At 68.5% G+C, this 26,417-nt stretch carries 24 protein-coding genes; 8 read left to right on the plus strand and 16 right to left on the minus strand.

The features are described from left to right. Window positions 1–16: 16 nt before the first annotated feature. From inhA to GVY39_RS18270, 7 genes are all read right to left on the minus strand, one after another. Complete coding sequence (inhA, locus tag GVY39_RS18240; RefSeq protein WP_159926042.1) at window positions 17–853, minus strand: NADH-dependent enoyl-ACP reductase InhA; 837 nt, start codon at window positions 851–853, stop codon at window positions 17–19. 80 nt (window positions 854–933) lie between these two features. Next, a complete protein-coding gene (gene fabG1, locus GVY39_RS18245; protein ID WP_159926044.1) occupies window positions 934–1,650 on the minus strand; it encodes a 3-oxoacyl-ACP reductase FabG1 in 717 nt (238 codons plus the stop codon). A gap of 185 nt (window positions 1,651–1,835) precedes the next feature. After that, window positions 1,836–2,837, minus strand: coding sequence for a VWA domain-containing protein (locus GVY39_RS18250; protein ID WP_159926046.1), 1,002 nt, complete (start codon window positions 2,835–2,837; stop codon window positions 1,836–1,838). After that, window positions 2,834–3,787, minus strand: coding sequence for a DUF58 domain-containing protein (locus GVY39_RS18255; protein WP_159926048.1), 954 nt, complete (start codon window positions 3,785–3,787; stop codon window positions 2,834–2,836). The genes GVY39_RS18250 and GVY39_RS18255 overlap by 4 nt, the downstream gene beginning before the upstream one ends. A 32-nt stretch (window positions 3,788–3,819) precedes the next feature. Next, complete coding sequence (locus tag GVY39_RS18260) at window positions 3,820–5,007, minus strand: MoxR family ATPase (RefSeq protein WP_159926050.1); 1,188 nt, start codon at window positions 5,005–5,007, stop codon at window positions 3,820–3,822. A gap of 136 nt (window positions 5,008–5,143) precedes the next feature. Beyond that, on the minus strand, window positions 5,144–6,562 hold the full coding sequence (locus GVY39_RS18265; RefSeq protein WP_159926052.1) for an NlpC/P60 family protein: 1,419 nt from the start codon (window positions 6,560–6,562) through the stop codon (window positions 5,144–5,146). Between the two features lie 450 nt (window positions 6,563–7,012). Continuing rightward, the gene (locus GVY39_RS18270) at window positions 7,013–7,588 is read right to left on the minus strand and encodes a DUF6676 family protein (protein ID WP_159926054.1); all 576 of its coding nucleotides are present in this window, start codon (window positions 7,586–7,588) and stop codon (window positions 7,013–7,015) included. 286 nt (window positions 7,589–7,874) lie between these two features. Between GVY39_RS18270 and GVY39_RS18275 the strand changes: the two genes are divergently transcribed. Both GVY39_RS18275 and GVY39_RS18280 read left to right on the plus strand, forming a co-directional pair. Beyond that, window positions 7,875–10,694, plus strand: a complete 2,820-nt coding sequence (locus tag GVY39_RS18275; protein WP_159926056.1) for an aconitate hydratase — start codon at window positions 7,875–7,877, stop codon at window positions 10,692–10,694. A gap of 171 nt (window positions 10,695–10,865) precedes the next feature. Beyond that, a complete protein-coding gene (locus GVY39_RS18280) occupies window positions 10,866–11,432 on the plus strand; it encodes a TetR/AcrR family transcriptional regulator (RefSeq protein WP_159926058.1) in 567 nt (188 codons plus the stop codon). Between the two features lie 42 nt (window positions 11,433–11,474). Here the strand turns inward: GVY39_RS18280 and GVY39_RS18285 are convergent, their stop codons facing one another. Both GVY39_RS18285 and GVY39_RS18290 read right to left on the minus strand, forming a co-directional pair. Beyond that, entirely contained in the window at window positions 11,475–12,308 is an 834-nt protein-coding gene (locus GVY39_RS18285) for a hypothetical protein (RefSeq protein ID WP_236565517.1), read from the minus strand. 121 nt (window positions 12,309–12,429) lie between these two features. Then, complete coding sequence (locus tag GVY39_RS18290) at window positions 12,430–12,936, minus strand: MarR family winged helix-turn-helix transcriptional regulator (protein ID WP_159926062.1); 507 nt, start codon at window positions 12,934–12,936, stop codon at window positions 12,430–12,432. Between the two features lie 70 nt (window positions 12,937–13,006). On the opposite strand from GVY39_RS18290, the gene GVY39_RS18295 reads away from it, so the two are divergent. The 3 genes from GVY39_RS18295 (at window position 13,007) to GVY39_RS18305 (ending at window position 15,355) form a co-directional block, all read left to right on the plus strand. Next, on the plus strand, window positions 13,007–13,510 hold the full coding sequence (locus GVY39_RS18295; protein ID WP_159926064.1) for a cupin domain-containing protein: 504 nt from the start codon (window positions 13,007–13,009) through the stop codon (window positions 13,508–13,510). Window positions 13,511–13,925: 415 nt separating this feature from the next. Then, entirely contained in the window at window positions 13,926–14,381 is a 456-nt protein-coding gene (locus tag GVY39_RS18300) for a hypothetical protein (RefSeq protein WP_159926066.1), read from the plus strand. Between the two features lie 44 nt (window positions 14,382–14,425). Further along, window positions 14,426–15,355, plus strand: a complete 930-nt coding sequence (locus tag GVY39_RS18305) for a hypothetical protein (protein WP_236565518.1) — start codon at window positions 14,426–14,428, stop codon at window positions 15,353–15,355. On the opposite strand, the gene GVY39_RS18310 is transcribed toward GVY39_RS18305, so the two are convergent. From GVY39_RS18310 to GVY39_RS18315, 3 genes are all read right to left on the minus strand, one after another. Then, on the minus strand, window positions 15,349–15,921 hold the full coding sequence (locus tag GVY39_RS18310; protein WP_159926070.1) for a dihydrofolate reductase family protein: 573 nt from the start codon (window positions 15,919–15,921) through the stop codon (window positions 15,349–15,351). The genes GVY39_RS18305 and GVY39_RS18310 overlap by 7 nt on opposite strands. Window positions 15,922–16,004: 83 nt before the next feature. Next, the gene (locus tag GVY39_RS34455; protein ID WP_223513684.1) at window positions 16,005–16,235 is read right to left on the minus strand and encodes a helix-turn-helix domain-containing protein; all 231 of its coding nucleotides are present in this window, start codon (window positions 16,233–16,235) and stop codon (window positions 16,005–16,007) included. A gap of 81 nt (window positions 16,236–16,316) precedes the next feature. Continuing rightward, entirely contained in the window at window positions 16,317–17,948 is a 1,632-nt protein-coding gene (locus tag GVY39_RS18315; protein ID WP_159926072.1) for an ABC-F family ATP-binding cassette domain-containing protein, read from the minus strand. A 166-nt stretch (window positions 17,949–18,114) separates the two neighbouring features. On the opposite strand from GVY39_RS18315, the gene GVY39_RS18320 reads away from it, so the two are divergent. Then, the gene (locus GVY39_RS18320; RefSeq protein ID WP_159926074.1) at window positions 18,115–18,879 is read left to right on the plus strand and encodes an SDR family oxidoreductase; all 765 of its coding nucleotides are present in this window, start codon (window positions 18,115–18,117) and stop codon (window positions 18,877–18,879) included. Between the two features lie 30 nt (window positions 18,880–18,909). Here the strand turns inward: GVY39_RS18320 and GVY39_RS18325 are convergent, their stop codons facing one another. Together GVY39_RS18325 and GVY39_RS18330 are read right to left on the minus strand one after the other, a co-directional pair. Further along, window positions 18,910–19,707, minus strand: a complete 798-nt coding sequence (locus tag GVY39_RS18325; RefSeq protein ID WP_159926076.1) for a hypothetical protein — start codon at window positions 19,705–19,707, stop codon at window positions 18,910–18,912. Between the two features lie 98 nt (window positions 19,708–19,805). Further along, the gene (locus GVY39_RS18330; protein WP_159926078.1) at window positions 19,806–22,016 is read right to left on the minus strand and encodes an MMPL family transporter; all 2,211 of its coding nucleotides are present in this window, start codon (window positions 22,014–22,016) and stop codon (window positions 19,806–19,808) included. A gap of 498 nt (window positions 22,017–22,514) precedes the next feature. Between GVY39_RS18330 and GVY39_RS18335 the strand changes: the two genes are divergently transcribed. After that, window positions 22,515–23,627, plus strand: a complete 1,113-nt coding sequence (locus tag GVY39_RS18335) for a lycopene cyclase family protein (RefSeq protein ID WP_236565519.1) — start codon at window positions 22,515–22,517, stop codon at window positions 23,625–23,627. After that, window positions 23,624–24,625 carry a Ku protein gene (locus GVY39_RS18340; protein ID WP_159926082.1) on the plus strand — a complete coding sequence of 334 codons (1,002 nt, stop codon included), beginning with the start codon at window positions 23,624–23,626 and terminating at the stop codon, window positions 24,623–24,625. Before GVY39_RS18335 ends, GVY39_RS18340 begins: the two co-directional genes overlap by 4 nt. Before the next feature lie 82 nt (window positions 24,626–24,707). On the opposite strand, the gene GVY39_RS18345 is transcribed toward GVY39_RS18340, so the two are convergent. Beyond that, a complete protein-coding gene (locus GVY39_RS18345; RefSeq protein ID WP_236565520.1) occupies window positions 24,708–26,039 on the minus strand; it encodes an NAD(P)/FAD-dependent oxidoreductase in 1,332 nt (443 codons plus the stop codon). A 163-nt stretch (window positions 26,040–26,202) separates the two neighbouring features. Next, window positions 26,203–26,367 carry a hypothetical protein gene (locus GVY39_RS33935; RefSeq protein WP_195071345.1) on the minus strand — a complete coding sequence of 55 codons (165 nt, stop codon included), beginning with the start codon at window positions 26,365–26,367 and terminating at the stop codon, window positions 26,203–26,205. Window positions 26,368–26,417 lie beyond the last annotated feature (50 nt).

The following is a 26,417-nucleotide window of genomic DNA, read 5'->3' on the forward strand; positions in this document are numbered from 1 at the left end:
TCCCATCCGATCCGGCTCAGTTGATCGCCATGTCCTCCGGGAACCAGGTGTTGTGGCTGGCCCCGCCGTCGACGTAGATGATCGAGCCGGTGGTGCCCGGCAGCCAGTCCGACAGCAGCGCCACGATCGACTTCGCCACCACCGTGGGGTCGTCGACGTCCCAGCCGATCGGCGACGCGCCGTCCCAGTAGGTGTTGAGCTGGTTGAGCTTGGCCGCGTCGTCGGTCGCGGTGCCCGCGATCGCCTTGGCTGCCAGCGTCTTGATCGGACCGGCGGCGATGAGGTTGGAGCGAATCTTCTTGGCCGTGCCCACCTCTCGTGCGACGTACCGGTTCACCGACTCCAGCGCGGCCTTCGCCACGCCCATCCAGTTGTAGTACGGCATCGCGGTGCGTGGATCGAAGTCCATGCCGACGATCGAGCCGCCCTCGTTCATCACCGGCAGCACCGCGCGCGACAGCGAAGCGTAGCTCCACGCCGAGATCTCGAACGCCTTGGCGGCATCCGGTCCCGGACCATCCAGGAACGGCCGGGCCTCCGGCCCCATCAGGGTTCGGGGCGCGAACGCGATCGAGTGCAGCACTCCGTCGATCCCCTGCGGAGCCAGTTCCCGCAGCTTGTCCGCCAAGCCTGCGAGATCGTCTTCGCTGGTGACGTCGAGCCCGATGGCCGGCGGGACCTCCTGGGGCAGGCGCTTGGCGATCCGGTCGATCAGCCGCAGCCGCTCCGGGATGCCGGTGATGATCACCTTCGCGCCCTGCTCCTGCGCGACGGCCGCCGCGTGGAACGCGATCGACGAATCGGTGATGATGCCCGTGACCAGGATGGTCTTGCCTTCGAGCAGTCCGCCCATGAGTTCTCGGTTCTCCTGAAGATCGAAGTGGGGGTTGGCCGCGGGCGGCCGGGACCGGCCGCGCTACGCGTTCGGTGTGGTCAGTGGCCCATGCCCATGCCGCCGTCGACGGGGATCACGGCGCCGGAGACGTAGCCGGAGTCCTCGGACGCCAGGAAGCTGATGACGGCCGCGACATCCTCCGGCTGACCGAGGCGCTGCAGCGGGATGAACTCTTTCGCCATGTCGTGGAACTTTTCGTCCAGTGCCGCGGTCATGTCCGTTTCGATGAACCCGGGCGCGACGACGTTGGCGGTGATGGAACGCGAGCCGAGCTCACGGGTGATCGAGCGCGCCATACCGATCAGACCGGCCTTGGACGCGGCGTAGTTGATCTGGCCGGGTCCGCCGCCCATGCCGACCACCGAGCCGAGGAAGATGATCCGGCCCCAGCGCGCCCGCAGCATCGCGCGGTTGGCGCGCTTGGCGACGCGGAACGCTCCGGTCAGGTTCGCGTCGATGACTCGGGTGAACTGCTCCTCGCTCATCCGCATCAGCAGGGTGTCGTCGGTGATACCCGCGTTGGCCACGAGCACCTCGACCGGGCCCTGGTGCGCCTCCACCTCGGCGAACGCGCCGTCCACCGACTCGCTGTCGGTCACATCGCATTTCACACCGAACAGGCCGTCCGGGACCCCCGACCCACGATGCGTGACGGCCACCTTGTGACCGTCGGCAAGCAGACGCTGCGCGACCGCGAGACCGATGCCGCGGTTACCGCCGGTCACCAGGACCGACCGGGATGTGATGTTCGACATGGGGTTCAACCTACCTGGTCGTTTCGGTCGGTCACGACCGGGCTGCCCCGTCTGTCGAACCGACACTCGGATGGGAATGTGATGGTGATTCCGCACAACGAAAGCGCGCATCCGGCTCGCTCGGAACACGGCGCGGCCGCATGAAGCTCCCCCTGTCGCGGCCCGGCACGGGCCCGCGACCGGTGCTACGGCAAACGCTGGCGATAGAGCAGACCGATGACGATGCCCGCGGCGATGACCAGCAACCCGAGCAGCAACCACGGGCGGCTGGCGTCGCCTCTGGTCAGCTCGTAGCCGATCTGCTGCTCCAAGGTGTCGTAGACCTTGGTCAGTTCCTGGAGCGACGACGCGGTGTAGAACTCGCCGCCGGACAGCCGCGCGAGCTCACGCATGGCCTCGTCGTCCACCGCCACGCGGACTTGTTCGCGACTGCCGTCCTCCCGCGGGATTTCTACCACGCCCCAGCTGGTGCCGAACGAGATCGTCGAGATCGGGACGTTCCTGCTCTTGGCCAGCCGGGCCGCGACGAATTCGTGCCGTGGATTGTCGACGTCCTCGAAAGCGGGGACGGTCTGTTTCCCGTCCGACATCAGGACGATTCGGGCCGGTGGCGGCTCTTGCGCTCCGCCGAGCACCGTGGCCAGCGTCTCGATCGCCTGCAGTGCGGTGAGGATGCCTTCGCCGGTCGCCGTTCGCTCGGCGAGCCGGACGTTGTCGATGGCCGCTTTGACGCCTTCGTGGTTCGTCGTGGGCGACACCATCACCGACGCGGTGCCCGCGAAGGTGACGAAGCCGATGTTCACGCCCTCGGGCAACCCGTCGACGAAGTCCTTGCCCGCCTGCTTGGCGACCTGGATGCGGCTCGGCGCCACGTCGGTGGCCTCCATCGACAGCGACACGTCCATCACCAGCATCACGGTCGCGCGGTTGCGCGGCACCTTCTTGACCGCGGTGGGTCCCGCGGCGGCGACGGTGAGGAATACCAGGCCGACCAGCAGCAGGGCGACGGCCACGTGGCGGAACGGGCTCGGCCGCGAGGGAGCGACCTTCTCCAGCAGCTCCATGTTGGTGAAGTTCAACATGTGCTTGCGCCGGTTGCGCTGCACCAGGACGTAGCCGAGCGCGATCAGCGCGATGACGGCGAGGAATCCGAGCCAGATCTGTGCGGTGAAATGCGAAATACTCACTGACGTGGCACCCGCCCGGTCGGGGCGCCGAAGCTGTGGCGCCGGGTGGACACGAACCGGACCACGTCGGCGATCCAGTCCCGATCGGTACGCAGGGTGAGCACCGGAGCGCCACAGCTGCGCAGGGCCTGTTCGACCTGCTCGCGGTGGCGCTGCGCGGCGGCCGCGAAATCGGCGCGCAAGGTGGAGGTCACGCTGAACTCGCGGGTGCGCCCGGTCTCCGGGTCGTGCAGTACGACATCGCCCATGTCGGGCAGCGACAGGTCGCGCGGGTCCAGCACCTCGACCGCGAGCAGATCGTGCCTGGCCGATATCGCGCGCAGCGAGCGCTGCCAGTCGATGTCACCCAGGAAATCGCTGATGATCACCGCGAGTCCGCGTTTGCGCTGCGGGCGGCGCAGCGATTCGATGCCGCCGCGCAGGTCGCCGCGCACACCGTCGCGCGCGTGCGGGGTGGTCGCGATGCTGCGCAGCAGCGACTGGGCGTGCACCCGCCCGCCGCGCGCGGGGATGCGGGTCAACCGTTCGCCGGTGGCGACCACCGCGCCGATCCGGTTGCCGCCGCCACTGGTGAGGTGGGTGATGGCGGCCGCGGCGGCGATGGCGAGATCGCGTTTCTGGCAGGCGGCGGTGCCGAAGTCGAGGCTGGCCGACAGGTCGACCACCATCCAGGTCTCCAGCTCCCGGTCGGCGACCATCTGCCGCACGTGCGGGTGGGTGGTGCGGGCGGTGACCGACCAATCCATCTGGCGGACGTCGTCACCGGGCTGGTACGCGCGCGCCTCACCCGGCTCGGAGCCGGGCCCGGGAATGAGACCGAGGTGATCGCCGTGCAGCACGCCGTCGAGCCTGCGGCGCACGGTGAGTTCGAGGGTCTTCAGCGCGACCGTGAGCCGGGGGTCGGTGAGTTCCCCCGCGTGGAAGGACGGCGGTGCGTGGGACGACGACATCGGCACTGGCTCAGCCGGATCCGATGCGGAGGTCACTTCGGCGGAATGGTGCCCGCGGGCTGCGACTGCTGCCCGTTAGGCGGCTGGGGAACGGCCTGCTGCTGCGGCGAGGCCTGCTGGGGAATCTGCGGCTGCGGTGCGCCCTGCGCGGGCGCGGCAGGCGCGCCCGAGGCCACCGCCTGCGGCGCGACCTGCGGCAGGCCGACCGTCTGCAGAACGCGCTTGATCACGTCTTCCGGGCTGACCTCGTCGGCGAGCGCGTCGTAGGACAGCACCAGGCGATGGCGCAGCACGTCCGGAATCACCTCGACGACGTCCTGCGGCACGACGTAGTCGCGGCCGCGGATCAGGGCGACGGCACGGGCCGCGGCGATGATGCCGAGGCTGGCGCGCGGCGACGCACCGTAGGCGATCCAGCTGGCCACGTCCTGCATACCGAATTCGGCCGGCTTGCGGGTCGCGGCGATCACCCGGACCACGTAGTCGACCAGGGCGTGGTGCACGAAAGTGTTGGCCGCGACCTTCTGCAGGCGGATCAGGTCCTCCGGCTCCAGAATCCGACCGGCCTCCGGCGGGGTGACGCCCATCCGGTAGATGATCTCGCGCTCCTCCTCCACCGAGGGGTAGTCGACGACGACCTTGAACAGGAAGCGGTCGCGCTGCGCCTCGGGCAGCGGGTACACGCCCTCGCTCTCGATCGGGTTCTGGGTCGCCATGACCAGGAACGGGTCCGGCATCGGATAGGTCTTGCCGCCGATCGACACGTGCCGCTCGGCCATCACCTCGAGCAGCGCCGACTGCACCTTGGCGGGCGCGCGGTTGATCTCGTCGGCGAGCACGAAGTTCGCGACGACCGGACCGAGTTCGGTGTCGAACTCCTCGCGGCCCTGCCGGTAGATCCGGGTACCGATGAGATCGGTGGGCACCAGGTCGGGCGTGAACTGGACGCGGGAGAACGAGCCGCCGACCACCTTGGCGAAGGTCTCCACGGCGAGGGTCTTCGCGATGCCGGGAACGCCTTCGAGCAGGACGTGACCACGTGCGAGCACGCCGACGAGCAGCCGTTCGACCAGGCGATCCTGGCCCACGATCACCCGCTTGACCTCGTAGATCGTCTTCTCCAGGGTCTGGACGTCACGCTCGAGGGTGCTGGGCGTGGAGACCGGCGCATCCTTTGCCGAGTTCGCTCCGCTCACACCGTCCGTCGAAGTCACCAACATCCCCGCTTTCGCCTTGGTCCTGTGCGTGCAGCCACAACTATTCCAGGTAATCACCGCCTGTGCCGCAACCGGACCCGACAGAATGGGAATTTCGGCGGTCCCGCGGTCCGATCGATACCCGGAATGTCCGAATATCTCAGGAGACTACGCGTACCGCGTACGGCATGATGCCGCCCTCGCGGACCGGGGAAACCTTGACCACGTCGCCGGATTGCGGCGCCTCGACCATCTTCCCGTCGCCGAGATACAGCGCCACGTGCTGGCTGCCGTTGGGCCCCCAGAACAGCATGTCGCCGCGTTCGCGGTCATCGACCGGCACCCGGGTGCCCGCGTTGTATTGGTAGCCGCTGTAGTGCGGCAGCGAGACCCCGATGCCCGCGAACGCGTAGACCATCAGCCCCGAGCAGTCGAAGCCCACCTTGTGGTAGTCGCCGTGACTGTCGGCGACGCCGCCGTCGCGGATGCCGAGGGTCGGCCCGTCCTCGTCGCCACCGCCCCAGGCATAGGTGACGCCCAGCTGGGACATGGCGCGATCGACCACTATCTCGATCGCGGAGGAGCCACCGACCGAAGGCGCGTTCGGCCGGGGCGCACTCCGCCGCGGCGGTGGCGCGTCCTCCAGCTGGGTGTGGGGGCGCTTTCCGGTGCCCAGTTCGGCGGCGCGGTCGCGGGTGGCCTGGTCGGCGGCCGCGCGAGCGGCGGCCGCCGCGGCGGCGGCACGCACCGCCGCCTCCTCCGCCTTGCGCATGGCGTCCCAGGCCAGGTACGCGTCGCGCTGGCCCTGCAGACCCGCCACGTCGTGTCGCGCCTGATCCAGCCGGCCCTGCGCGTCCTGACGCCGTCGCAGCAGATCGTCGCGCTGCGCGTGCTGCCGGTCGAGCTCGGCCTTGGCCGCGGCGACCGCGTTCTCGGCGTCGGTCTTGCGCGCGGCGGCGATGGCGGCGGCCGCGTCGGCGTCCGCCTTCGCCTGCCGGGCGCTGGAGTTCTTGTTGCCGTGGTCGATCTGTGCGCGCCGCAGACCGTCGAGCACCTGCCTGCGGTTCTTGGAGACCAGCTCCAGCAGCTGTGCCCGGTCCAGCGCGGCCGCCGGGGTGGCCGCGGCGAGATAGGTGACCATCGCGTCGGAGGCGGGCCGGGTATAGACCTGGGTGGCGAACTGGTCGAAGTTGTGCCGCGCCCGGCCGACCGCGACCGCGGCATCGGCCAGGGCGAGCTGGCTGTCGACCACCACGACAGCGGCCGCGTCGGCGGCGTCGCGGGCGTTCTGCAGGTCGACCAGCGCCTTGTTGACGTCTTCCCGGCGCTGCGCGACCGCGTCGTCGAGCTGCCGCAATTGGTGATCGACCACGGCGACCTGGTTGATCAGCGTGCCGACCTCGGCCACACGCGCGTCGACCTGCGCGCCGGCCTGGGCGATCTGGCCGTCGCTGGGATTTGGCGGGGGAGGTGGAACAGCAGCGACCGGTCCGGTCGTGACCACTACAGCGACCGAGATCAGCAATCCTATAGCTATCGGTAATCGGCGTCGGTAGGTCAGCCCGCCGTTGTTGCGCATCACACCTCCAAGGACCGGATTCCGGTAATCCTCTAGGGCATCAGCCGAACCATGACGCACTGTGGTCACAGATGGCCTCTGAAAACACATATTCCCCATCAGGGACCATTCGAACCGTATGACACTTGCGCCACCGAGTGAACCGCATCTACCGCGCTGGATGTTCGCCATTTCTTCTTTGCTAGAAGTTTGCTAGACCCGGCGAAACCGTTTTCGGTCCACTACAGACCAACCGTCCGGAAAAGTAGCTATAGAGATACTGCGATTCCCGTTAGTCCCCTAGTTCGGCGGCACCGCTACTTCGCACGCAGCGAAGATCTCGCACCCGGACGCGCGGGAACCGCGACAGCGATTCCAGGCGGCGACGTCGGGTAGCCGCGGCCGGCGGGGATGGAACCCCTGTGGAGGACGTCTGCCGAAGCCGACCGCGCAGGAGGAAGGGGCGAAAGTTCAGTTGGTGCGCGCGTCGGGTGACTCGTCCCGTGCCACGCGGGGATCGCTCACGCCGTCCGCCGAACGCCGCGACTTGATCCAGTACAGCCCGGCGATGGCCGCCGCCGTCCCGAGCAACAGCGTGCCCGTGATCGCGGTCCAGGACACCGACTCGGGCGTCTCCAGACGGGCCACGAAGATGCTCGCGGCCTCCCCGCTCTTACCCTGCTTGTACTTCGCCGCGTCCTCGGCCCATTCCAGCTGCACACGGCTGATCGAGTCGCTGTAGGTGCCGATCCAGTCGTCGCTGAGGACGACGACCGTGCCGTGCTGAGTCTTGCCGATCTCGGTGGCCAGGTCCCGCAGGCTCGAGTCGTGTCCTGGATTGCCGGGGACGACCACGATGCTCAGCGGGATTCCTTGCGATCGCGCCTCCGCGGCGATGACGGCCAACTCCGCCTCGTCCTTGCCGGTCAGCGTCGCGACATGATCGTCGGCCAGATCGGCGTTGAGCGAGCGCACGGTGTCGGCGGTGACATTCGGCGGCAATTCGGCGGCCATGGGCGTGAAAACCGAGTTGTGCGGGGCGGTCATCTTCCATCCGGTCTGTCGAGCCGCATCGGCAACCGAAGCGACGGGCATTCAACACTGCAGGGTCGAGCGAGGTCCCCCTTGCTGGCTCGGAAGCACAGTACGCGACGGAGTGTCGCATCATCGGTCCACGGCACGCGCAACCGCCCCCTGGTGTTTCACAGGACAAGCGTACTGTTAAGGTCGTAACGCGAGGAACCGGCGCCCGAGCGGCACCGGAGCACCTCCGAAGACTCGGCCGCCGGCACAGCCCCGCCGGCGACCGCCCTCACAGACGAGTGGAGCTGACGTGACGACAAGTATCGATACTTTCGGCGCCAAGGGCACCCTCGAGGTCGGAAGCAACTCCTATGAGATTTTCCGCCTCTCCGCCGTGCCCGGCACCGAGAAACTCCCCTACGCACTGAAGGTCCTCGCGGAGAATCTCCTCCGCACCGAGGACGGCGTCAACATCACCGCCGATCACATTCGCGCCATCGCGAAGTGGGATCCGACGGCGCAGCCGAACACCGAGATCCAGTTCACGCCCGCCCGCGTCATCATGCAGGACTTCACCGGCGTGCCGTGCATCGTCGACCTGGCCACGATGCGCGAGGCGGTGGCCACCCTGGGCGGCGACCCGAACAAGGTGAACCCGCTCGCTCCCGCCGAGATGGTCATCGACCACTCCGTCATCATCGACGTCTTCGGCCGCGCGGACGCCTTCGAGCGCAACGTCGACATCGAGTACCAGCGCAACGGCGAGCGCTACCAGTTCCTGCGCTGGGGCCAGACCGCGTTCGACGACTTCAAGGTCGTCCCGCCCAGTACCGGCATCGTGCACCAGGTCAACATCGAGCACCTGGCCCGCGTCGTCATGGTCCGCAACGGCCAGGCCTACCCCGACACCTGTGTCGGCACCGACTCGCACACCACCATGGTCAACGGCCTCGGCGTCCTGGGGTGGGGTGTCGGCGGCATCGAGGCCGAGGCGGCCATGCTCGGCCAGCCCGTGTCGATGCTGATTCCGCGCGTGGTCGGCTTCAAGCTGACCGGCGAGATCAAGCCGGGCGTGACCGCGACCGACGTGGTGCTCACCGTCACCGACATGCTGCGCAAGCACGGTGTGGTCGGCAAGTTCGTCGAGTTCTACGGCAAGGGCGTGGCCGAGGTACCGCTGGCCAACCGCGCCACCCTGGGCAACATGAGCCCCGAATTCGGTTCCACCGCCGCGATCTTCCCGATCGATGACGTGACCGTCGAATACCTGCGCCTGACCGGACGTTCCGACGAGCAGGTCGCACTGGTCGAGGCGTACGCCAAGGAGCAGGGTCTCTGGCACGACGCCGACTCCGAGCCCGCTTACTCCGAGTACCTCGAGCTGGACCTGAGCACCGTTGTCCCGTCCATCGCGGGCCCGAAGCGGCCGCAGGACCGGATCCTGCTGTCGGAGTCCAAGATCGCGTTCCGCAAGGACATCCACAACTACACCAGCGACGCGGAGAGCGGCCCCGCCGCCGACACCCCGCACAGCAAGCTGGACGAGGCCGTCGAGGAATCCTTCCCGGCCAGTGACCCGGCCGTGCTGTCCTTCGCCGACGACGGCTCCGACTTCACGCCGTCCGCCGCGAACGGCGCGGAGGGCCGCCCGAGCAAGCCGGTCAAGGTCTCCACCGAGGAGTACGGCGACTTCGTGCTGGACCACGGCGCGGTCGTGGTCGCCTCGATCACCTCCTGCACCAACACCTCCAACCCGTCGGTCATGATCGGCGCGGCCCTGCTGGCCCGCAACGCGGTGGACAAGGGCTTGGCCCGCAAGCCGTGGGTGAAGACCTCCATGGCGCCGGGCTCGCAGGTCGTCAACGGTTACTACGAGAAGGCCGGCCTGTGGCCGTACCTGGACAAGCTGGGCTTCAACCTGGTCGCGTTCGGTTGCGCCACCTGCATCGGCAACACCGGCCCGCTGCCGGAGGAGATCTCCAAGGCGGTCAACGACAACGACCTCACCGTCACCGCGGTGCTGTCGGGCAACCGCAACTTCGAAGGACGGATCTCCCCCGACGTCAAGATGAACTACCTGGCCTCCCCGCCGCTGGTCATCGCCTACGCGCTCGCGGGAACCATGGACTTCGACTTCGAGAACGACCCGCTCGGCAAGGACAACGAGGGCAACGACGTCTTCCTGAAGGACATCTGGCCCTCGCCGCAGGAGATCCAGGACACCATCGACCGGGTCATCAGCCGCGACATGTTCCTCGAGGACTACAAGGACGTCTTCCGGGGCGACGAGCGCTGGCGCGGCCTGCCCACGCCGGAGGGCAAGACCTTCGAGTGGGATCCGCAGTCCACCTACGTGCGCAAGCCCCCGTACTTCGAGGGCATGCCGCAGACGCCGGAACCGGTCACCGACATCAAGGGCGCCCGGGTGCTCGCTCTGCTCGGCGACTCGGTCACCACCGACCACATCTCTCCGGCGGGCAACATCAAGCCGGGCACCCCGGCCGCCCAGTACCTGGAGGCCAACGGCGTCGAGCGCAAGGACTACAACTCCTACGGCTCGCGTCGTGGTAACCACGAGGTGATGATCCGCGGCACCTTCGCCAACATCCGGCTGCGCAACCAGCTGCTCGACGACGTCTCGGGTGGTTACACCCGCGACTTCACCCAGCCCGGCGGGCCGCAGGCGTTCATCTACGACGCGTCGCAGAACTACCAGGCCGCGGACATCCCGCTGGTCGTGCTCGGCGGCAAGGAGTACGGTTCGGGCTCCTCGCGTGACTGGGCCGCCAAGGGCACCCGCCTGTTGGGCGTGCGGGCCGTCATCACCGAGTCGTTCGAGCGCATCCACCGCTCCAACCTCATCGGCATGGGCGTCATCCCGCTGCAGTTCCCGGCGGGCGAGTCGGCCGCGTCGCTGAAACTGGACGGCACCGAGACCTTCGACATCGAGGGCATCACCCAGCTGAACGAGGGTGTCACCCCGAAGACCCTGAAGGTCACCGCCACCAAGGAGAACGGTGACAAGATCACCTTCGACGCGGTGGTGCGGATCGACACTCCCGGTGAGGCGGACTACTACCGCAACGGCGGCATCCTGCAGTACGTGCTGCGCAACATGATCCGTGCCTGATCGCGCCGCCTCGGGCGGCGCGTGTTCGCGCCGCTGAGGTCTCGTGTTCGCGCGTCCCGGACTCCCGCCCTCGGCGCCCGCGAACACGGGACGCGCGCTCGTACTGTGTGAACCCCCGCGTCGGTGTAGCGCCGACGCGGGGGGTCCGTGTATCCCCGTTGGAGGATCCTGATGCCCAAGGTCAGTGACGATCACCTCGCCGCCCGGCGCGGCCAGATTCTCGACGGAGCACGCCGCTGCTTCGCCGAGTACGGCTACGACGGCGCCACCGTGCGCCGCCTCGAGGAAGAGATCGGGCTATCCCGGGGCGCCATTTTCCACCACTTCCGCGACAAGGACGCGCTGTTTCTCGCCCTCGCCCAGGAGGACGCCGAACGCATGGCCGACGTGGCGGCCAACCAGGGCATCGTGCAGGTGATGCGCGACATGCTCGCCCACCCCGAGCAGTTCAACTGGCTCGGAACCCGTCTGGAGATCGCGCGGCGGCTGCGCACCGATCCCGAATTCCGCGCGGGCTGGACCCAGCGTTCGGCCGAGCTCACCGCCGCCACCCTGGCCCGCCTGGAACGCCGCAAGGCCGCGGGCGCGCTGCGCGACGACGTGCCCACCGACGTCCTGCTCGGCTACCTCGACCTCGTCCTCGACGGCTTGATCGCGCGGATCGCCTCCGGGCACACCAACGAGAACCTCTCGGCGGTATTGGATCTCGTCGAGGCGTCGGTCCGGCGCAAGCAGTGATTTCTCCGTGCGAGAGCGTCGAGCGCGCGCGGCGCGGAGTACTCAGTACGTCGTATTGATGTACTCCGCGGCGTGCGTGGTCCACGGGACGTTCGTCCCCGGCATGTGCTGGTGGTTGTAGAGGACGTGCTGGCCGTAGGGCCAGGGGGTGAGGTAGCCGACGACACCGCGGACCGCCGCGGTGTAGCGGTCGAGGTTGCCGATCGGGTCGCGCAGCAGGATTTCCAGCAGTTCGGCGAAGATCAGCGGCGCGACGTCACCGATGCGGGCGCCCTCGACGAAGGAGAACGGGGAGACGCCGACCCCGATGATGCGCAACGGCGAATTCTTCGGTGACGCGGTGATGATGTCGCCCGGGTTGGCGTACTCGCGGACCGCGACCGCGGCGGGCCAGGTTCCGCGTTGCCCGTGCAGGCCGAACGTACTCACCGGGCAGAGGTTTCCGACCGACTGCCCGGCGCGGCGCAACGGATTGGCGATGTTCACCACGAACGCGATCTCCAGCGGCGTGCCGTCGGTGTTCTTGTACTTCCCCGCTTGGACGCCCTCCAGGATCCGGCTGGCGCAGATTCCGCCGAGCGAATAGCTCAGCAGCCCGCAGACATTCGGCGAGTCCTGGATCGCCTTCACCCCCGCAGCGATGCCGAGCCGCACCGACGTCTCCAAGGAAGGACCCCAGACCTCTGGCACGGGGCCCACCGAAGCGGGCCAATCCGGTTCGAAGCAGCTGAACTTGCCGGTGTCGAGTAGTTTCGTCACGTCGTGCAGCATGCCCGCGGGCGTTCCGTCGGAGTTCCGCGGCTCGCCGGTTCCGCGGAGAGTGATGATGTCGATCATCGTGGCCTCCTTGCACAACCGCACCGAAACTTTCGGCACGCGATTCCACGGTAAACCCGGGCCACCACGCTGACACGAGTATCGAGCTACCTCATCGCGGCACGAGTTCTCCCATGTAGAACGCGATTCGGCGGATCACCGGCTGTGTGAGCTACCTCGGCTACCCGTCCGGCTCCATGCTGCCCAGCAGAATTCGCGCGAGCCGGTCCAGTTCCCGCCGCTCGGCGGCGGTGAGCACGGACAGCAATCGGGTCTCGTTCGCGGTGTGCTCGGTGACCACGATGTCGACCAGCTTGCGCCCCGCACCGGTGAGTGCGACGCGAACCGCCCTGCGGTCGTGCACGTCCGCGACGCGCCGCACCAGCCCCGCCGACTCCAGCCGGTCCAGCCGTCCGGTCATGCCCGCACGGGAGAGCATCAGCGTGTCGGCCAGCACCGACGGATTGAGCTCGAACGGCTCGCCCGAACGGCGCAGTGCGGCAAGCACGTCGAATTCGCCGCGCTGCAGGCCGTGCTTGCCGAATACCGCCTCGACCTCGCGCTGCGCCACCAGGAACAGCCGCCCCAGCCGTCCGACCACGGCCATCGCCTCCAGATCGAGGTCCGGTCGTTCGCGCTCCCACTGCGCCACGATCGCGTCCACGGCGTCGGTCTTCCGCTCGGTCATGGACCGGATTCTATTCGGTGGTATATAGTTCGGTGACGAATTATCAATCAGCGAACAACTGGAGCTCGAGATGCCCATTCCCGCCCCGCGCAAAGACGTCGCGATCCGGCAGCCGCAGGACGCGGAGGTCCTGCACACCCGGTCGGTCACCGTGCGCCTGCTGATCGATGCCGAAGAGGCCGGCGGCGGGCTGAGCACGCTCGAGGTCGGCATGGAACGCGGCGCCGACGGTGCGGCGCCGCACTATCACACACGTTCCGACGAGCTGTTCTACGTCGCCGAAGGAGAACTGCAACTGCTTGCCGGTGACCGCATCGTCACCGTCGGCGCGGGTGGTTCGATCGTGGTCCCGAAATTCATGCCGCACGCGTTCGGCGCCGCACCGGACAGCACGGCCCGCATTCTGATCGCGCTCACACCCGGGGTACAGCGTTTCGAGTACTTCCGGCTGCTGGAACGGATCGCCGAGGGCTCATCCACGATGGCCGAACTCGCCGCTGCCCAGGACGAGTTCGACAACCACTTCGTCGACGCCCCTGCCTGGTGGGCACAGCGTGAAGGCAACCGGAACTGAAGCCTGTCGGGCACCTCCGAAACGGAGAAGGCGCAGTCGGATTCGAGCGAGTTGGTCACAAGGCGCCACGTACCGGAGCAGGGGAATACGATGTGGTGCGCAAGCAGCCGCATCCCCGGTCCCCACCTCCGCCGAGTGCGAAAGTACGGCCGAGGTGCGCGAAAGTACAGATGCACAGCCGCCAATATCGGGCTATGGACTCCGTCCGCGCATCGCGGGCGATAGCTCGATCGTTGCGCCCGACGTGCTTCCAGGCTACCGGAAATCTTTCGGTACTTGGCGCTTATGGGTCGGAATTCGGTTTGCCGCGGGCCGGGAAATCTCGCGATCCGAGCCGATAGAGGCCACTACCGCGATATGATCGCTCACACGCTCGGGGGTCGTGGCAAATTGTGAGCAGATCGGAGAAACGGCTATGACCGACGCAATCCGCCTTTCCGGAACGACACCGAAGGGTGACCGCGCCGCCCCCCTCCAGGGTCTGCTGGTCGCGGAATCGGACCGGGAGATCAGCGTGCGCGTCGCGGAGGGAACGTGGACGTTCTGCCGGTCCGATGTCCTGCGCGTCATCGATTCCGCAGTGCCGCACGCCGATCAGGACGGCCGTCCGGTGCTGGTGGACATCCGCGCCGGCGCCACCGCCGATTTCACCCGCAGGCTACGGATCGATCTGGTCGATCGGCCGATGACCATTCCGGAGTCACCGTCGGAGGCGCTCGGCGACGACCAGCTGCGTCAGCTCACCGAAAGCTGGGCCGATCGGCTACAACTCGTCGACTACCCCGGCACGAGCGGGGCGACGTTCACCTACTGCCAGACCAAATCGATCAACGGCAGCGACGACGGCATCAACTGCGACAGCCTCGACTGAGCGGCAGGCGGATGGCGGCACGCCAGCGTGGTTCGGTCCTGATCGTGTCCGAGTCCGATGATCTACACGCCACGGCGATGGCGGCGACGCTTCGAGAACACCACGGGCTCGCCCCGATCCAGCTCGACCTGCGTGATTTCCCCCGCGAGTCCGGCAGCTTCCGGCTGGACCGGCTCGGCACCACACGCTCGCTGTCGCACCTGATCGGTCTCGACGACGTCCGGTCGGTGTGGTGGCGGCGCCCACACCCCGCGCGGGTGCCCGCGGGTGTCCGCGCCTCGGACAACGATTTCCGTCAGGCCGAGTGCGACGGATTCATCCAGGGGCTGCTGTGGTCCATCCCCGCCTACTGGGTCAACGACCCGGGGGCCGATCGCACCGCGGGACGCAAGATCGTGCAACTCGAGACGGCGCTGCGGGCCGGGTTCACGGTGCCGGAGACCCTGATCACCAACGACCCGGACGAGGCGCGCAGCTTCGTCGAATCCCGTCCGGGCCCGGTCGTTTACAAACGCACCGGCACCAGCCGGGCGGAGTTCGCCGAGACCAGGATCATCTCCAGCAACGATTTCGGCAGGCTGGCCGCGATCCGTTCGGCGCCGACCACCTTCCAGGACTACATCGACGCCACTTGCGACCTGCGCGTGGTGTGGGTGGACGGAGTCGAGTGGACGGTGCGCATCGACTCGCAGGCCGGTGTCGGCAAGGTCGACTCCCGCCTGGACACCTCCGTCGACTTCGTGCCCGATCATCTGCCCGCCGCGGTGAGCAAGTCGCTGGCCACCCTGATGGGCGCGCTCGGATTGTCCTTCGGCGTGCTCGACATTCGGCTCGGCCGCGACGGTGAGTACTACTTCCTCGAGGTCAACCCGCAAGGCCAGTTCGCCTACCTGGAGATCAAGACCGGGCTGCCGATCTTTCGCAGCCTGGCCAACTTGCTGGTGGACGGCGACGGCACAGTGGCGGGCTACTGAGCCCGGCGATAGGTCTGCAGCACCACGCCGGAGGCCCGGAACGCCACGGCGTCCACCAGTCGTAGCAGCCGGGGTGCGACCTCGCCGAACAGCGGCAGGCCTGCGCCGAGCAGCACCGGAAACACCAGCAGCCGAAGTTCGTCCACCGCGTCGAGACGCAGGAACTCCTGCGCCGTGCGGACACCAGCGAACACCACCAGCGGCTTGCCGGGACTGTTCTTCAGCTCCGCGATCTCGGCGGGCAGGTCCGCGCCGATCCGGCGGGCGGGCTGCCAGGGCAGTTCCAGGTCCGTCCGGTGCGACAGCACGAGCTTGGGCAGCGCGTTGACCAGCGGGGCCAGCATCGCGTCCCCCGGCGTCGCCGGATCGCGTTGCGCGTCGGGCCAATACCCGGCCAGCAGCTCGTAAGACGTGCGCCCGAAGATCTGGGCATCGACGCCGCCGAGCAACTCGGCGAGGTAGGCGTCCAGTTCTGGGTCGTCGACTTCGATCCAGTCGAGCGCTCCGTCCGGGCCGGTCGCATAGCCGTCCAGCGTCACCATGATCTGCAGCAGCAAGTCCCGCACCACGAGGTTCCTTCCGTCGACAACGTGTCCCCACAGTGCGGACGGTGCTCGCGGCGCGGATTCATCGCGCCGGTACGGCGGCGCTATTGGCTCTTGCGGCGATTGGCTCCGCCCCGGCTGCGGAGTTGCACATCCGACTCCACCAGCACGTTATGGATGAAGCCGTAGGAGCGGCCGGTGGACCGCGCCAGTGACCGGATGCTCGCACCCGCCTCGTACTGTTTCTTCAGCTGGGTTTGTAGGCGATCGCGTGACTTCCCGGTGACGCGTGTGCCCTTACCCAATGGGGCCTTGCTTTGTGGCCTGTCGCTCATGGCTTCCTCCGAGTCGCCGAGCAGCGTCTTTCCAGGCTAAGCACTCAGCAGGCCGTGATCAACGGGTTCCTGTGATGAAACTCACGCAAGCTGAATAAGTTCCAGATATTCGGCCGACCAATGGTCTTCTGTCCCGTCCGGGAGCAGGATCACGCGTTCCGGAGACAGCGCCTCCGCTGCGCCCGGGTCGTGGGTGACCAGCACCACGGCGCCCGCGTAGGTGCGCAGGGCGTCCAGCACCTGCTCTCGCGAGACGGGGTCGAGGTTGTTCGTGGGCTCGTCCAGCAGCAGCACGTTCGCTGCGGAGGAGACCAGTCCGGCCAGCGCGAGACGGGTCTTCTCACCGCCTGAGAGGGTGCCCGCGGGCTGCTCGAGCTGCGGACCGGAGAACATGAACGCGCCGAGTAGGCCGCGCAGATCCTGCTCGCCCGCGTCCGGCGCCGCGTGACGGATGTTCTCCCACACGGTGGCGTTGTCGTCCAGGGTGTCGTGCTCTTGGGCGAAGTACCCGACCTTCAGGCCGTGTCCCGGCACCAAGCCGCCCGCTGTCGGCTGTTCCACTCCGGCCAGCAGGCGCAGCAACGTCGTCTTACCCGCGCCGTTGAGCCCCAGCACCACCACCCGGCTGCCGCGGTCGATCGCGAGATCGACACCGGTGAAGATCTCCAGCGAGCCGTAGACCTTGGTCAGGTTCTCGGCCATCAGCGGCGTCTTGCCGCAGGCCGCGGGCTCGGGGAACTTGATCCGGGCGACCTTGTCGGCGACGCGCACGTCGTCGAGTTCGGCCAGCAGGCGATCGGCGCGCTTGGCCATGTTCTGCGCCGCAGTGGCTTTCGTGGCCTTGGCGCCGAGCTTGGCCGCCTGGGCGCGCAACGCACTCGCCTTCTTCTCGGCATTCGCGCGTTCCCGGCGCCTGCGCTGCTCATCGGTGGCGCGCGCGTCCAGATACTTCTTCCAGCCCATGTTGTAGACGTCGGCCTCGCCGCGCACCGCGTCCAGGAACCACACCTTGTTCACCACGTCGGCGAGCAGTTCCACGTCGTGACTGATCACGATCAGGCCGCCGTCGTGATTCTGCAGGAATCCCCGCAACCAGGTGATCGAGTCGGCGTCGAGGTGGTTGGTCGGCTCGTCCAGCAGCAAGATGGTGTCCGAACGCCCGCCGCTGCCGTCGGAGGCCGCGAACAGGATGCGGGCCAATTCGATTCGCCGCCGCTGACCACCGGACAGGGTGCGCAGCGACTGCCCGAGCACCCGGTCGGGCAGACCGAGGCTGTGGCAGATGCGCGCCGCCTCGCTCTCGGCGACGTAACCGCCGAGGGCCGAGAAACGCTCTTCGAGCCTGCCGTACTTGCGGACCGCCTTCTCGCGCTCTTTGTCGTCGGCGACCTCCGCCATCAGCGCCTGCTGCTTCTCCATCTCCCGGATCAGCGTGTCCAGGCCGCGCGCCGACAGCACCCGGTCCCGGGCCAGCACGTCCAGGTTGCCCTCGCGCGGATCCTGGGGCAGGTAGCCGATGTCGCTGGAGCGGAGGATCTTTCCGGCGTACGGCTCCCCCTCTCCGGCCAGGATGCGCAGCGTGGTGGTCTTTCCCGCGCCGTTGCGCCCGACCAGCCCGATCCGGTCGCCCGCCTGCACCCGCAGCGCCGGTCCCGGTGCGGACAGCAGGGTGCGGACTCCGGCCCGGACCTCCAGGTCGGTCGCGGTGATCACAAACTTCTCCTCGTGGATCGTGGTGCTGGACGCGTGCTCGATTGTGCGACCCGACGCGCACAAGAACCACCGATTTTACCCGGCGCGAAGGGACCTTCCCCTTGTCGGCACCCCGCATGTGACGGCGGTAACGGCCCGCGCGAACAGCTGCGCTACCGTGCGAGCCATGAGTACCGATCTATTGGGCAAGAGCGCACTGGTCACGGGGGCCAGCCGGGGCATCGGCAAGGCGGTCGCGGCGGAGTTGCTCGCACGCGGCGCGAACGTGCTGATCACCGCGCGGAAGAAGGACCCGCTGGAGGAGGCCGCCGCCGAGCTGCGCGGGCTGGGACACCAGGGCCAGGTCGTCGCCCTGCCGGGAAACTCGGGCGTCGCCGAGGATCGGGCGGCCGCGGTCGAGCGCGCGGTCACGGAGTTCGGTTCGCTGGATGTCCTGATCAACAACACCGGCATCAACCCGGTCTTCGGTTCCCTGATGGACGCCGACCTGGACGCCGTGCGCAAGATCTTCGACGTGAACGTGGTCGCGGCCCTCGGCTACATCCAGGAGGCCTACCGGGCGTGGATGCGCGACCACGGCGGCGCCGTGGTCAACGTGGCCAGCGTGGCGGGCATCCGCTCGACCGGCGTGATCGCCGCCTACGGCGCGTCCAAGTCCGCGCTGATCCATCTCACCGGTGAACTCGCCTGGCAGCTGGGGCCGAAGATCCGGGTGAACGCGGTCGCGCCGGGCGTGATCAAGACGAAGTTCGCCGACGCGCTGTATTCGTCCGATGAGGAGCGCGCCGCGAGCGTGTACCCGATGAAGCGGCTAGGCACTCCGGAGGACGTGGCGCGCCTGATCGGCTTCCTGGTCTCCGACGAGGCGGCGTGGATCACAGGCGAGACGGTGCGCGTGGACGGCGGGCTGCTGTCCACCGGCGGGATCTGACCCCGCACAAGACCCTCGGGGTGCGGTGCGCTACCGGAACGCCAGTGCGCCGAGCATGTCGGCGTGCCGGTAGCGCAGGTACTTCTCGACGGTCGGCGCGTCGACCGCGTCGGTGGCGGTCGCCAGCGTCACCACCACGAACTCCTTCTGGCTGCCGTCCTTCCACTTGCCGGTCGCATAGCCCTTGATGTAGGTGCCGGGGCGCAGCGTGAGGTCGGCGTCGGTGAACCGGTCCTTCGCCGCGGCGGCCCGGCCTTGATCGGTCATGCCGAGCACGAACTGGGTGAGCATGAGCGCGCCGCCCTCGGTCCGGTACACCAGTTCCGCCGCGTAGGCGCAACCGAGGCCGGTGAGCTTGCCCGCCGCCTCGATGGGGCCGCAATCGGCGTGATCACGACCGTCCACCCAGTCGGCGTGCAGTTCCACGCGATCGAACCGGAAGTCCCAGTCCCCCGCGTATTCGGTGTAGCTCAGCCTGCCCGAAGCGGGGCGCGCCGGGCGCGTGCTGGTGGCGGCGCCCGTGCGTGTGGTCGCAGCGGCCGACGTCGCTTCGGCGGAGGTCGCCGCGGCTTGCGCGTGCCCTCGCTCGCGCGGATACCGCGCCACGCCGACACCGACCGCCACCAGCACGACCACGAGGCCGACCACCAGAGCGACGATGACACCCTTTCCGGACCTCGGCGGCGGTGGAAGCGGAGGCTCCTCCCATGCCGCCACCGGGTACGCGCTCGGCGGCGACATCCGCCCCCAGTCCGATGGGTACGTCTCGTCCCCTGTGCCGTAACCCTCTGAGCCGGCCCCGAATTCGGAGCCGGATGGATAGGTCATCGCGAGCGCCCTCCACATCTCCCGACAGCCGTCCCACCCCGTGTGGACTCCCCCCGGCTGCCCGCAAGACCCTACCCGATCCGCCCAGGCTGCCGCGGTCAGAGCCGGGCGGGCTGACGCCAATCCTCGCGACCTGCGACCGCCGGGGCGGCAGACTGCTCTTCGATGCCGAATCGCCGGTGCAGTTTGCGCAGCGGTCCGGGCGCGTACCAGTTCCAATCGCCGAGCAGTTCCATGGCCGCGGGCAGCAGGAAGCCGCGCACCAGGGTCGCGTCCACCAGGACGGCGAGCGGTAGCCCGATGCCGAACGCCTTCATGAAGGTGATGTCGGAGGCGAGGAAACCGAGGAACACCAGCGAGATCAGGACCGCCGCCGCGGTGACGATCCGGCCGATCCGCTCCAGCCCGGAGGTGACGGCCAAGGCGTTGGATCTGGTGCGCTGGTACTCCTCCCGGATACGCGCCAACAAGAACACCTGGTAGTCCATGGCGAGACCGAACGCCACGCCGAACAGCATGACCGGAACCGTCGGGGGCAGGTCGCCGGTGACGGTGAAGCCGAGCAGCCCGGAGAGGTGACCGTCCTGGAAGATCCACACCAGCGCACCGAACGTCGCGGTGAGGCTCAGGAAGCTGAGCACGACCGCCAGCAGCGGCAGCACGACGCTGCCGGTGAGCAGGAACAGGACCACCATCATGATCAGCACGACGAAGACCAGCGCGTACGGCAGCGCCGAAACCACCGCGTCGATCGCGTCCGCGTTGGCCGCCGCCACGCCGCCGACCAGCACCGGTGAAGCGGCGGGCGTCGCGCGCACGTCCGCGGCGATCCGGTCCAGCACACCGGGATCGGTGGTGTCCGGGACCACCGTGAGGTAGGCGGCGTTCTCGGCGCGGAAGCGGTCGTTGGCCTCCGTGGGCGGGGCGAGCAGACCGCCGTGGCTGTAACTGCCGGTGGCGGTGTCGACCCTGCGGACGTCCTCGATCTCCGACAGTTCCCGGGCGTAGGCGTCCAAACCAGCCGCGCTGTAGGCGCTTTCGGGCAGCACGGCGAACAGCCCGTGATGCTCGGTTGCGGCGAAGTCGCGCTGGATGGTCTCGGTGACCTGGCGATTGTTCATCGTCTCCGGGAGCGAACGCTCGTCGGGAAAGCCGAGTTTCACACCGAGGAAAGGCGCGCCCAGCACGAGCAACAGGGCGGTCACCGATAGGCCGATGGGCACCGGGCGCATCATCACGAACCTCGCCAGGCGATGCCAGGCGCCCTCGCCGGGCGCGGGGCGGGCGGCGCGCAGGAACCACCACAACTGCCCGCTGTCGATCTTGGTTCCGAGCAGGAACAGGATGGCGGGCAGCACGGTCAGCGACACCGTCGCCGCGATCGCCGCGACCGCCAGACCCGCGTACCCCATCGACCGCACGGCCAGCAGCGGGAAGAACAGCAGACCCGAGAGGGCCACGGCGACTGTGACGGCCGAGAACGCGACGGTCCGCCCCGCCGAGCGCATGGTCGCGGCCACGGCTGCCGCGGGCTGCTGTCCGGCGACCAGTTCGTCGCGGTAGCGGCTGATGATCAGCAGGCTGTAATCGATCGCCAGGCCGAGCCCGAGCAGGGTGGCGACATTGGTAGCGGTCGCAGCGAGATCGGTGACGCTCGCGATCAGCCACAGCGCCCCCATCGTGATCATCACCGTGATCATGGCGACGACCAGCGGCAGGCTGGCCGCGACCAGGCCGCCGAACACCAGCAGCAATGCGATCAGCGTGATCGGAAAAGCGATGGATTCACCGAGCACGACGTCTTTCTCGCTCTGCTGCACGGTCTCGTGCAACAGCATCGCGTAGCCGCCCACCCGCACCTCGAGCGGGCCGTGCGTGCCCGCGAACCGGTCGGCGAGATCACCCACCCGCTTGTCGACCTCGGCCTCCTCACCGAGGATGCTGGCCACGATCAGCCCCTTGGTGCCGTCGGTGCTGCGCAGCGCGGGCGATTTGTCGGTCCAGTACGAGGTGACACCTGTCACCCCGGAGGCCGCCTTCAGATCGGTGACCAGATTCGTCGCCGCGGTGGCCGCGGCGTCGTCGTCCACCGACCGGCGCGTCTGCACCAGCAGCACGAGATTCGGGGGCGCCTGGCCGAAGGCGTCCCGCAGTGCCGCGGTCGCCCGGCTCGATTCGCTGTCGGGGTCGATGTACCCGCCGCCCTGCACCTTGTCGAACAGCGTCGCGCTCAGCGTGCCCATCGCCAGTGCGAGCACCGCGAACACGGCCAGGATCCATCGGCTGCGCCGCCTGGTCAGTTCGAACACTTGCGTCTACCCCTAACTCGTTCCGGTCGCACCGCTTTCGTCCTCGGACTCCCGCGGCCGCCGGTCGGCAACCTGCCCGGCGCGCCATCCGCGGCGCACCGGTACGCCGACACCTGACACTCGGCACCGGAGCCGGATGCGTGCGCCAGCGCCCCGGCATCCTAGCAACGTGCGACAAACTCCGGTGAGCGCGAACACATTCCGTCCACTGCGCCGAGTCCCGGCCCCGGACCGGCATGCTGCCGCGTTGTCCGGCCGAGGAAGGCAGCCGCTCCAGGACGGCCCATGGGGCCTTGCGCGTCCGCGGTGTTCCGCACGCGGTGAGGCGGCCACGATCGTCGCGACAGGATTCGCGAAGAGTTCACCCGCGGGACCCGGGTCCGCGTGCGGACACTCGCACCGGACGCGTTCGACCCGGCCGGCCTCTCGTCGAGCCGGCGGATGAGAGGCTCGGTTCATGCATCGATACGGATTTCTGCGGATCCACACGGGCCCGGCGTGAAGCCCGACCTCGTCGTCTGTGGCCTCGGCCCGGCCGGTCGCGCCCTCGCCCACCGCGGCGCGGCGCGCGGGCTCACGGTCACCGTGGTGGATCCCGCACCGGGGCGCAGGTGGACGGCCACCTACGCGGCGTGGGCCGACGAACTGCCCGATTGGCTGACGCCGGAGGCCGTCGCGGCGACGGTACCGCGCCCGACGGCCTGGGGAACGCGCGCCCACCGAGTGGACCGCCCTTACGTCGTGCTGGATACCGGGCGGCTGCAGACCGCGCTGGACCTGTCCGGTGCGCACGTCGTCTCGGATCGTGCGGTCGATATTGCTCCCGAGCGTGTGACCTTGGCGTCCGGCGCGACGATCACCGGAGGCCGGGTCGTCGACGCACGCGGGCTCAGCCGTTCCCCCGCACGGGCCGAGCAGACCGCCTACGGCGTGATCGTGGACGCGCAACGATGCGGAGGATTGGATCCGTTGTTCATGGATTGGCGTCCCGACAACGGCGCCGCAGCCCACGCACCGCGCTCGTTCCTCTACGCGGTCCCGCTGGACGACGAGCGGATGCTGTTGGAGGAGACCTGCCTGGCCGGTCGCCCCGCCCTGACCGGCGCCCAACTGCGCACCCGCCTGCACCACCGGCTCCGTGCCAGGGGCATCCGGCTCACCGGCGCCGAACCCGTGGAGCACGTCCGGTTCCCCGTGCAAGGAGGACGTCCGGGGCCGCACAGGTTCGGCGCGGCGGGCGGATTCCTGCATCCGGCCACCGGCTACAGCGTCGGCGCCGTGCTGGCCTGCGCGGATGCGGTGGCGGCGGGTGCGGACGTGTGGCCGCCCGGCGCACGCGTCGTCTACCAGCTGCGCACCGCCGGGCTGCGGGCACTGCTGGCTTTACCGCCCGGTGACATCCCGCTGTTCTTCGACACGTTCTTCACGCTGCCCCCGGCCACGCAGCGCGCCTATCTGTCGGGCCGCACCGACCTCGGCGGCACGGTCGCGGCGATGAGTTCCCTGTTCCGGGCGCTGCCGGGGCCGCTGCGCCTGCGTGTCGCGGCCGCGACACTCGGGATGCCGGTTGGGTCGCGAGGTCGATGGGCTTCGGCCATGATGGATGCATGAGATCGATCTGGAAGGGCTCGATCGCATTCGGGCTGGTGAACGTCCCGGTGAAGGTGTACACCGCCACCGAGGACCACGACATCCGGTTCCATCAGGTGCACGCCAAGGATGGAGGCCGGATCAAATACGAGCGTGTCTGCACCGTGTGCGGTCAATCCGTCCAGTACACCGACATCGATAAGGCCTACGAGTCCCCGGACGGGGACAAGGTCGTCCTGAGCGACGAGGACTTCGCGAAACTGCCCGTCGCGGAGAAACACGAGATCCCGGTTCTGCAGTTCGTGCCGTCCGAGCAGATCGACCCCGTCCTGTTCGAGAAGAGCTACTACCTGGAACCGGATTCCAGCACGCCGAAGGCATACGTCCTGCTCGCTCGGACGCTGGAGGAGATCGAGCGCACCGCCCTGGTGTATTTCACACTGCGCCAGAAGACCAGGCTGGCCGCGCTGCGCGTGCGCGACGGCATCCTGGTGCTGCAGACACTGTTGTGGCCGGACGAGGTCCGCTCCGTCGAATTCGAGTCCCTGGACGGTGTCGCCGAGCCCCGGCCGCAGGAGATCAAGATGGCCGAGACGCTGGTCGAGGCGATGTCCGACGACTTCGATCCGGACCAGTTCACCGACGAGTACCAGATCGAGCTCAAACGCCTGCTCGACGAGGCGATCGCCAGCGGGACCGGCAAGGTGCCCGAGCAACCGGAGCTCGTCCCGAGCGGGATGGACGCCGAGGTGGTCGACCTGGTCGCCGCGCTGCAACGCAGTCTGGAAGCCAGTGGTCGCCGGACGGCGGGCGGTGACGGCGGCGAGGAGCCGAAGAAGGCGGCGAAGAAGGCCACGGCCAAGAGCGGCGCGGGCAAGAGCGCAGCGTCGAAGAGCACCGCATCCAAGAGCACCGCGACGAAGGGCACGGCGTCCAAGAGCACCGCCGCCAAGAGTGCGGCAAAGAAGGCGCCCGCCAAGAAAGCCGCCAAGAAGGCTCCGGCCCGCAAGGGAGCCTGAGCGCTCGTCGGCGCGGGCGACCTACGGCGGCCGCCAGTTCTCGGTCAGCCCTCTGCCGCACGGTCGCGGCCGGGTGATCTGCTCACCCCGGCCCGGCGGGAATTCCCTCGCTGGCGCCGAAGCTCGCTTCCTCGTGGCTGACGAGTCCGAGCAGGGCCAGCGGCCGGGGCGTCACCGCGATGGTCAGGTAGGAAACCGTTATCGCCCAACGGTTGATGGCTCTGGGCACCGCGAACGTGTGATAGGCGCGAGTCACCGCTTTGGCGGGGAGACCGGAGAGGTGGACGCCCATCGGGTTCGCGACCGCGAATCCAGGCCCCAGGTCCACGACCAGGCCCAGGTCGCGGTGCTTGTACCGAGTGGCCGTGCCTATGCCCAGGCTGGCGGCGATGTTCCTGGCGAGTGTCTTGCCCTGCCGCGTGGCGTGCTGGGCGGTGGGCGGGGTGATCCGGCCCTGCTTGGTGAGGTCGGGCACGGCTGCCGCGTCGCCGCCCGCGAAGACGTCGGGATGGCCGGGGACGCCCAGCGTCGCGTCGACCACCAGGCGCCCCTTCTCGAGTGGCAGGCCGAGCGTGCTCAGCATCGGCGCACCGGTCACGCCCGTCACCCAGGCGACCGTGTGGGCCGGGACGACCGTGCCGTCGGTGAGCGCGACCGAGTCCGCGCCGAGTTCGCTCAGTGAGGTCTCCAGCCGGATCTCGATGCCGCGTTGCCGCAGCACCTTCAGCACCTTGTCGCTGAGGCGCTCGCCGACCTCGGGCATCACCCTCGCAGCGGTGTCGAGCAGGAGGAAGCGCACCTCGGAGGGGTCGAACCCGCGGCGCGCGGCGTAGGCGTCGGCGAGTGCGCGCAACTGCGCGACGAGTTCGGTGCCAGCGTAGGAGGCCCCCACGACGACCACGGTGCGCCGAGCACGCCGTACCTCGGCGTCGTCTTCCTGGTCGGCCAGTTCGAGTTGGCGCAGCAGTTGCTCGCGCAGGTACAGCGCCTCGGCGACGGTCTTGAGCCCGCGGGCGTGCTGCGCCAAGCCCGGTATGTCGAACAGGCGGGTGACCGACCCGGGGGTGAGTACCAGCCGATCCCACGACAACTGCCGTGGGGGGTGATGCTCGCTGGTCACCGTGATCGTCTTGTTCCGCAGATCGACCGACTCGGCGGTGGCCACCACCAACCGGACTCGCGGCAGCGAATCGGCCAGCGAAATGGCGACGAACCGAGGGTCGATCAGTCCGCCCGCCACATCGGGCAGCAGCGGGGTATAGAGCATGTAGTCGTTGGGCGTGACGAGTACGACCTCGACGTCCCGGTTCGCCCGGGCCACGATCCGGCAAAGCTTCTGGGCGCAGGTGAATCCGGCGAATCCGCTCCCGACGATCACGACCCGCTGCGGGCCGGTAGTGTCCCCATCCGGCACGAAAACCTCCTCGGCGTCAGCTCTCCGACGCCATTCCCGCCCTGGCGCATTCGAAACCGCTCTCCCGGCCTCCTCGGCTCGATGGCGCTGCCGCGGTGGGCCGCCACACCGAATCGGGTTCTCGCGCAAGCGCGACCGATTCGGGATTGCGGCACGAAGGCGTTCACTCCTCGCGCGGCTCGTCCGGATCGGTCAGCTCCGGGGCGATCTCCCTGGTCGCCATCCCGCCTTCGCGGCCCTGATCCTTCGGTCCCGGCCTGCCACCCTTCGGCTCGCCGGCGTCGTTCTCGTCGGTGTCGTGCTTGTCGGTGTCGTTCTCCCGTGCCATCGCGTGCCCCTTTCGTCGTCGATTCGGCCTACCCGAGCCAGGCCATCTCA

The sequence above is a fragment of the Nocardia sp. CY15 genome (assembly GCF_009829295.1).
GTDB lineage: Bacteria > Actinomycetota > Actinomycetes > Mycobacteriales > Mycobacteriaceae > Nocardia > Nocardia sputi.

What these genes read in the sequence shown, in the direction of transcription:
- inhA (WP_159926042.1), bottom strand. Translation starts at nt 853, where the DNA reads ATGGGCGGACTGCTCGAAGGCAAGACCATCCTGGTCACGGGCATCATC.
- fabG1 (WP_159926044.1), bottom strand. Translation starts at nt 1,650, where the DNA reads ATGTCGAACATCACATCCCGGTCGGTCCTGGTGACCGGCGGTAACCGC.
- GVY39_RS18255 (WP_159926048.1), bottom strand. Translation starts at nt 3,787, where the DNA reads ATGTCGTCGTCCCACGCACCGCCGTCCTTCCACGCGGGGGAACTCACC.
- GVY39_RS18260 (WP_159926050.1), bottom strand. Translation starts at nt 5,007, where the DNA reads ATGTTGGTGACTTCGACGGACGGTGTGAGCGGAGCGAACTCGGCAAAG.
- GVY39_RS18265 (WP_159926052.1), bottom strand. Translation starts at nt 6,562, where the DNA reads ATGCGCAACAACGGCGGGCTGACCTACCGACGCCGATTACCGATAGCT.
- GVY39_RS18270 (WP_159926054.1), bottom strand. Translation starts at nt 7,588, where the DNA reads ATGACCGCCCCGCACAACTCGGTTTTCACGCCCATGGCCGCCGAATTG.
- GVY39_RS18280 (WP_159926058.1), top strand. Translation starts at nt 10,866, where the DNA reads ATGCCCAAGGTCAGTGACGATCACCTCGCCGCCCGGCGCGGCCAGATT.
- GVY39_RS18290 (WP_159926062.1), bottom strand. Translation starts at nt 12,936, where the DNA reads ATGACCGAGCGGAAGACCGACGCCGTGGACGCGATCGTGGCGCAGTGG.
- GVY39_RS18295 (WP_159926064.1), top strand. Translation starts at nt 13,007, where the DNA reads ATGCCCATTCCCGCCCCGCGCAAAGACGTCGCGATCCGGCAGCCGCAG.
- GVY39_RS18300 (WP_159926066.1), top strand. Translation starts at nt 13,926, where the DNA reads ATGACCGACGCAATCCGCCTTTCCGGAACGACACCGAAGGGTGACCGC.
- GVY39_RS34455 (WP_223513684.1), bottom strand. Translation starts at nt 16,235, where the DNA reads ATGAGCGACAGGCCACAAAGCAAGGCCCCATTGGGTAAGGGCACACGC.
- GVY39_RS18320 (WP_159926074.1), top strand. Translation starts at nt 18,115, where the DNA reads ATGAGTACCGATCTATTGGGCAAGAGCGCACTGGTCACGGGGGCCAGC.
- GVY39_RS18325 (WP_159926076.1), bottom strand. Translation starts at nt 19,707, where the DNA reads ATGACCTATCCATCCGGCTCCGAATTCGGGGCCGGCTCAGAGGGTTAC.
- GVY39_RS18340 (WP_159926082.1), top strand. Translation starts at nt 23,624, where the DNA reads ATGAGATCGATCTGGAAGGGCTCGATCGCATTCGGGCTGGTGAACGTC.
- GVY39_RS33935 (WP_195071345.1), bottom strand. Translation starts at nt 26,367, where the DNA reads ATGGCACGGGAGAACGACACCGACAAGCACGACACCGACGAGAACGAC.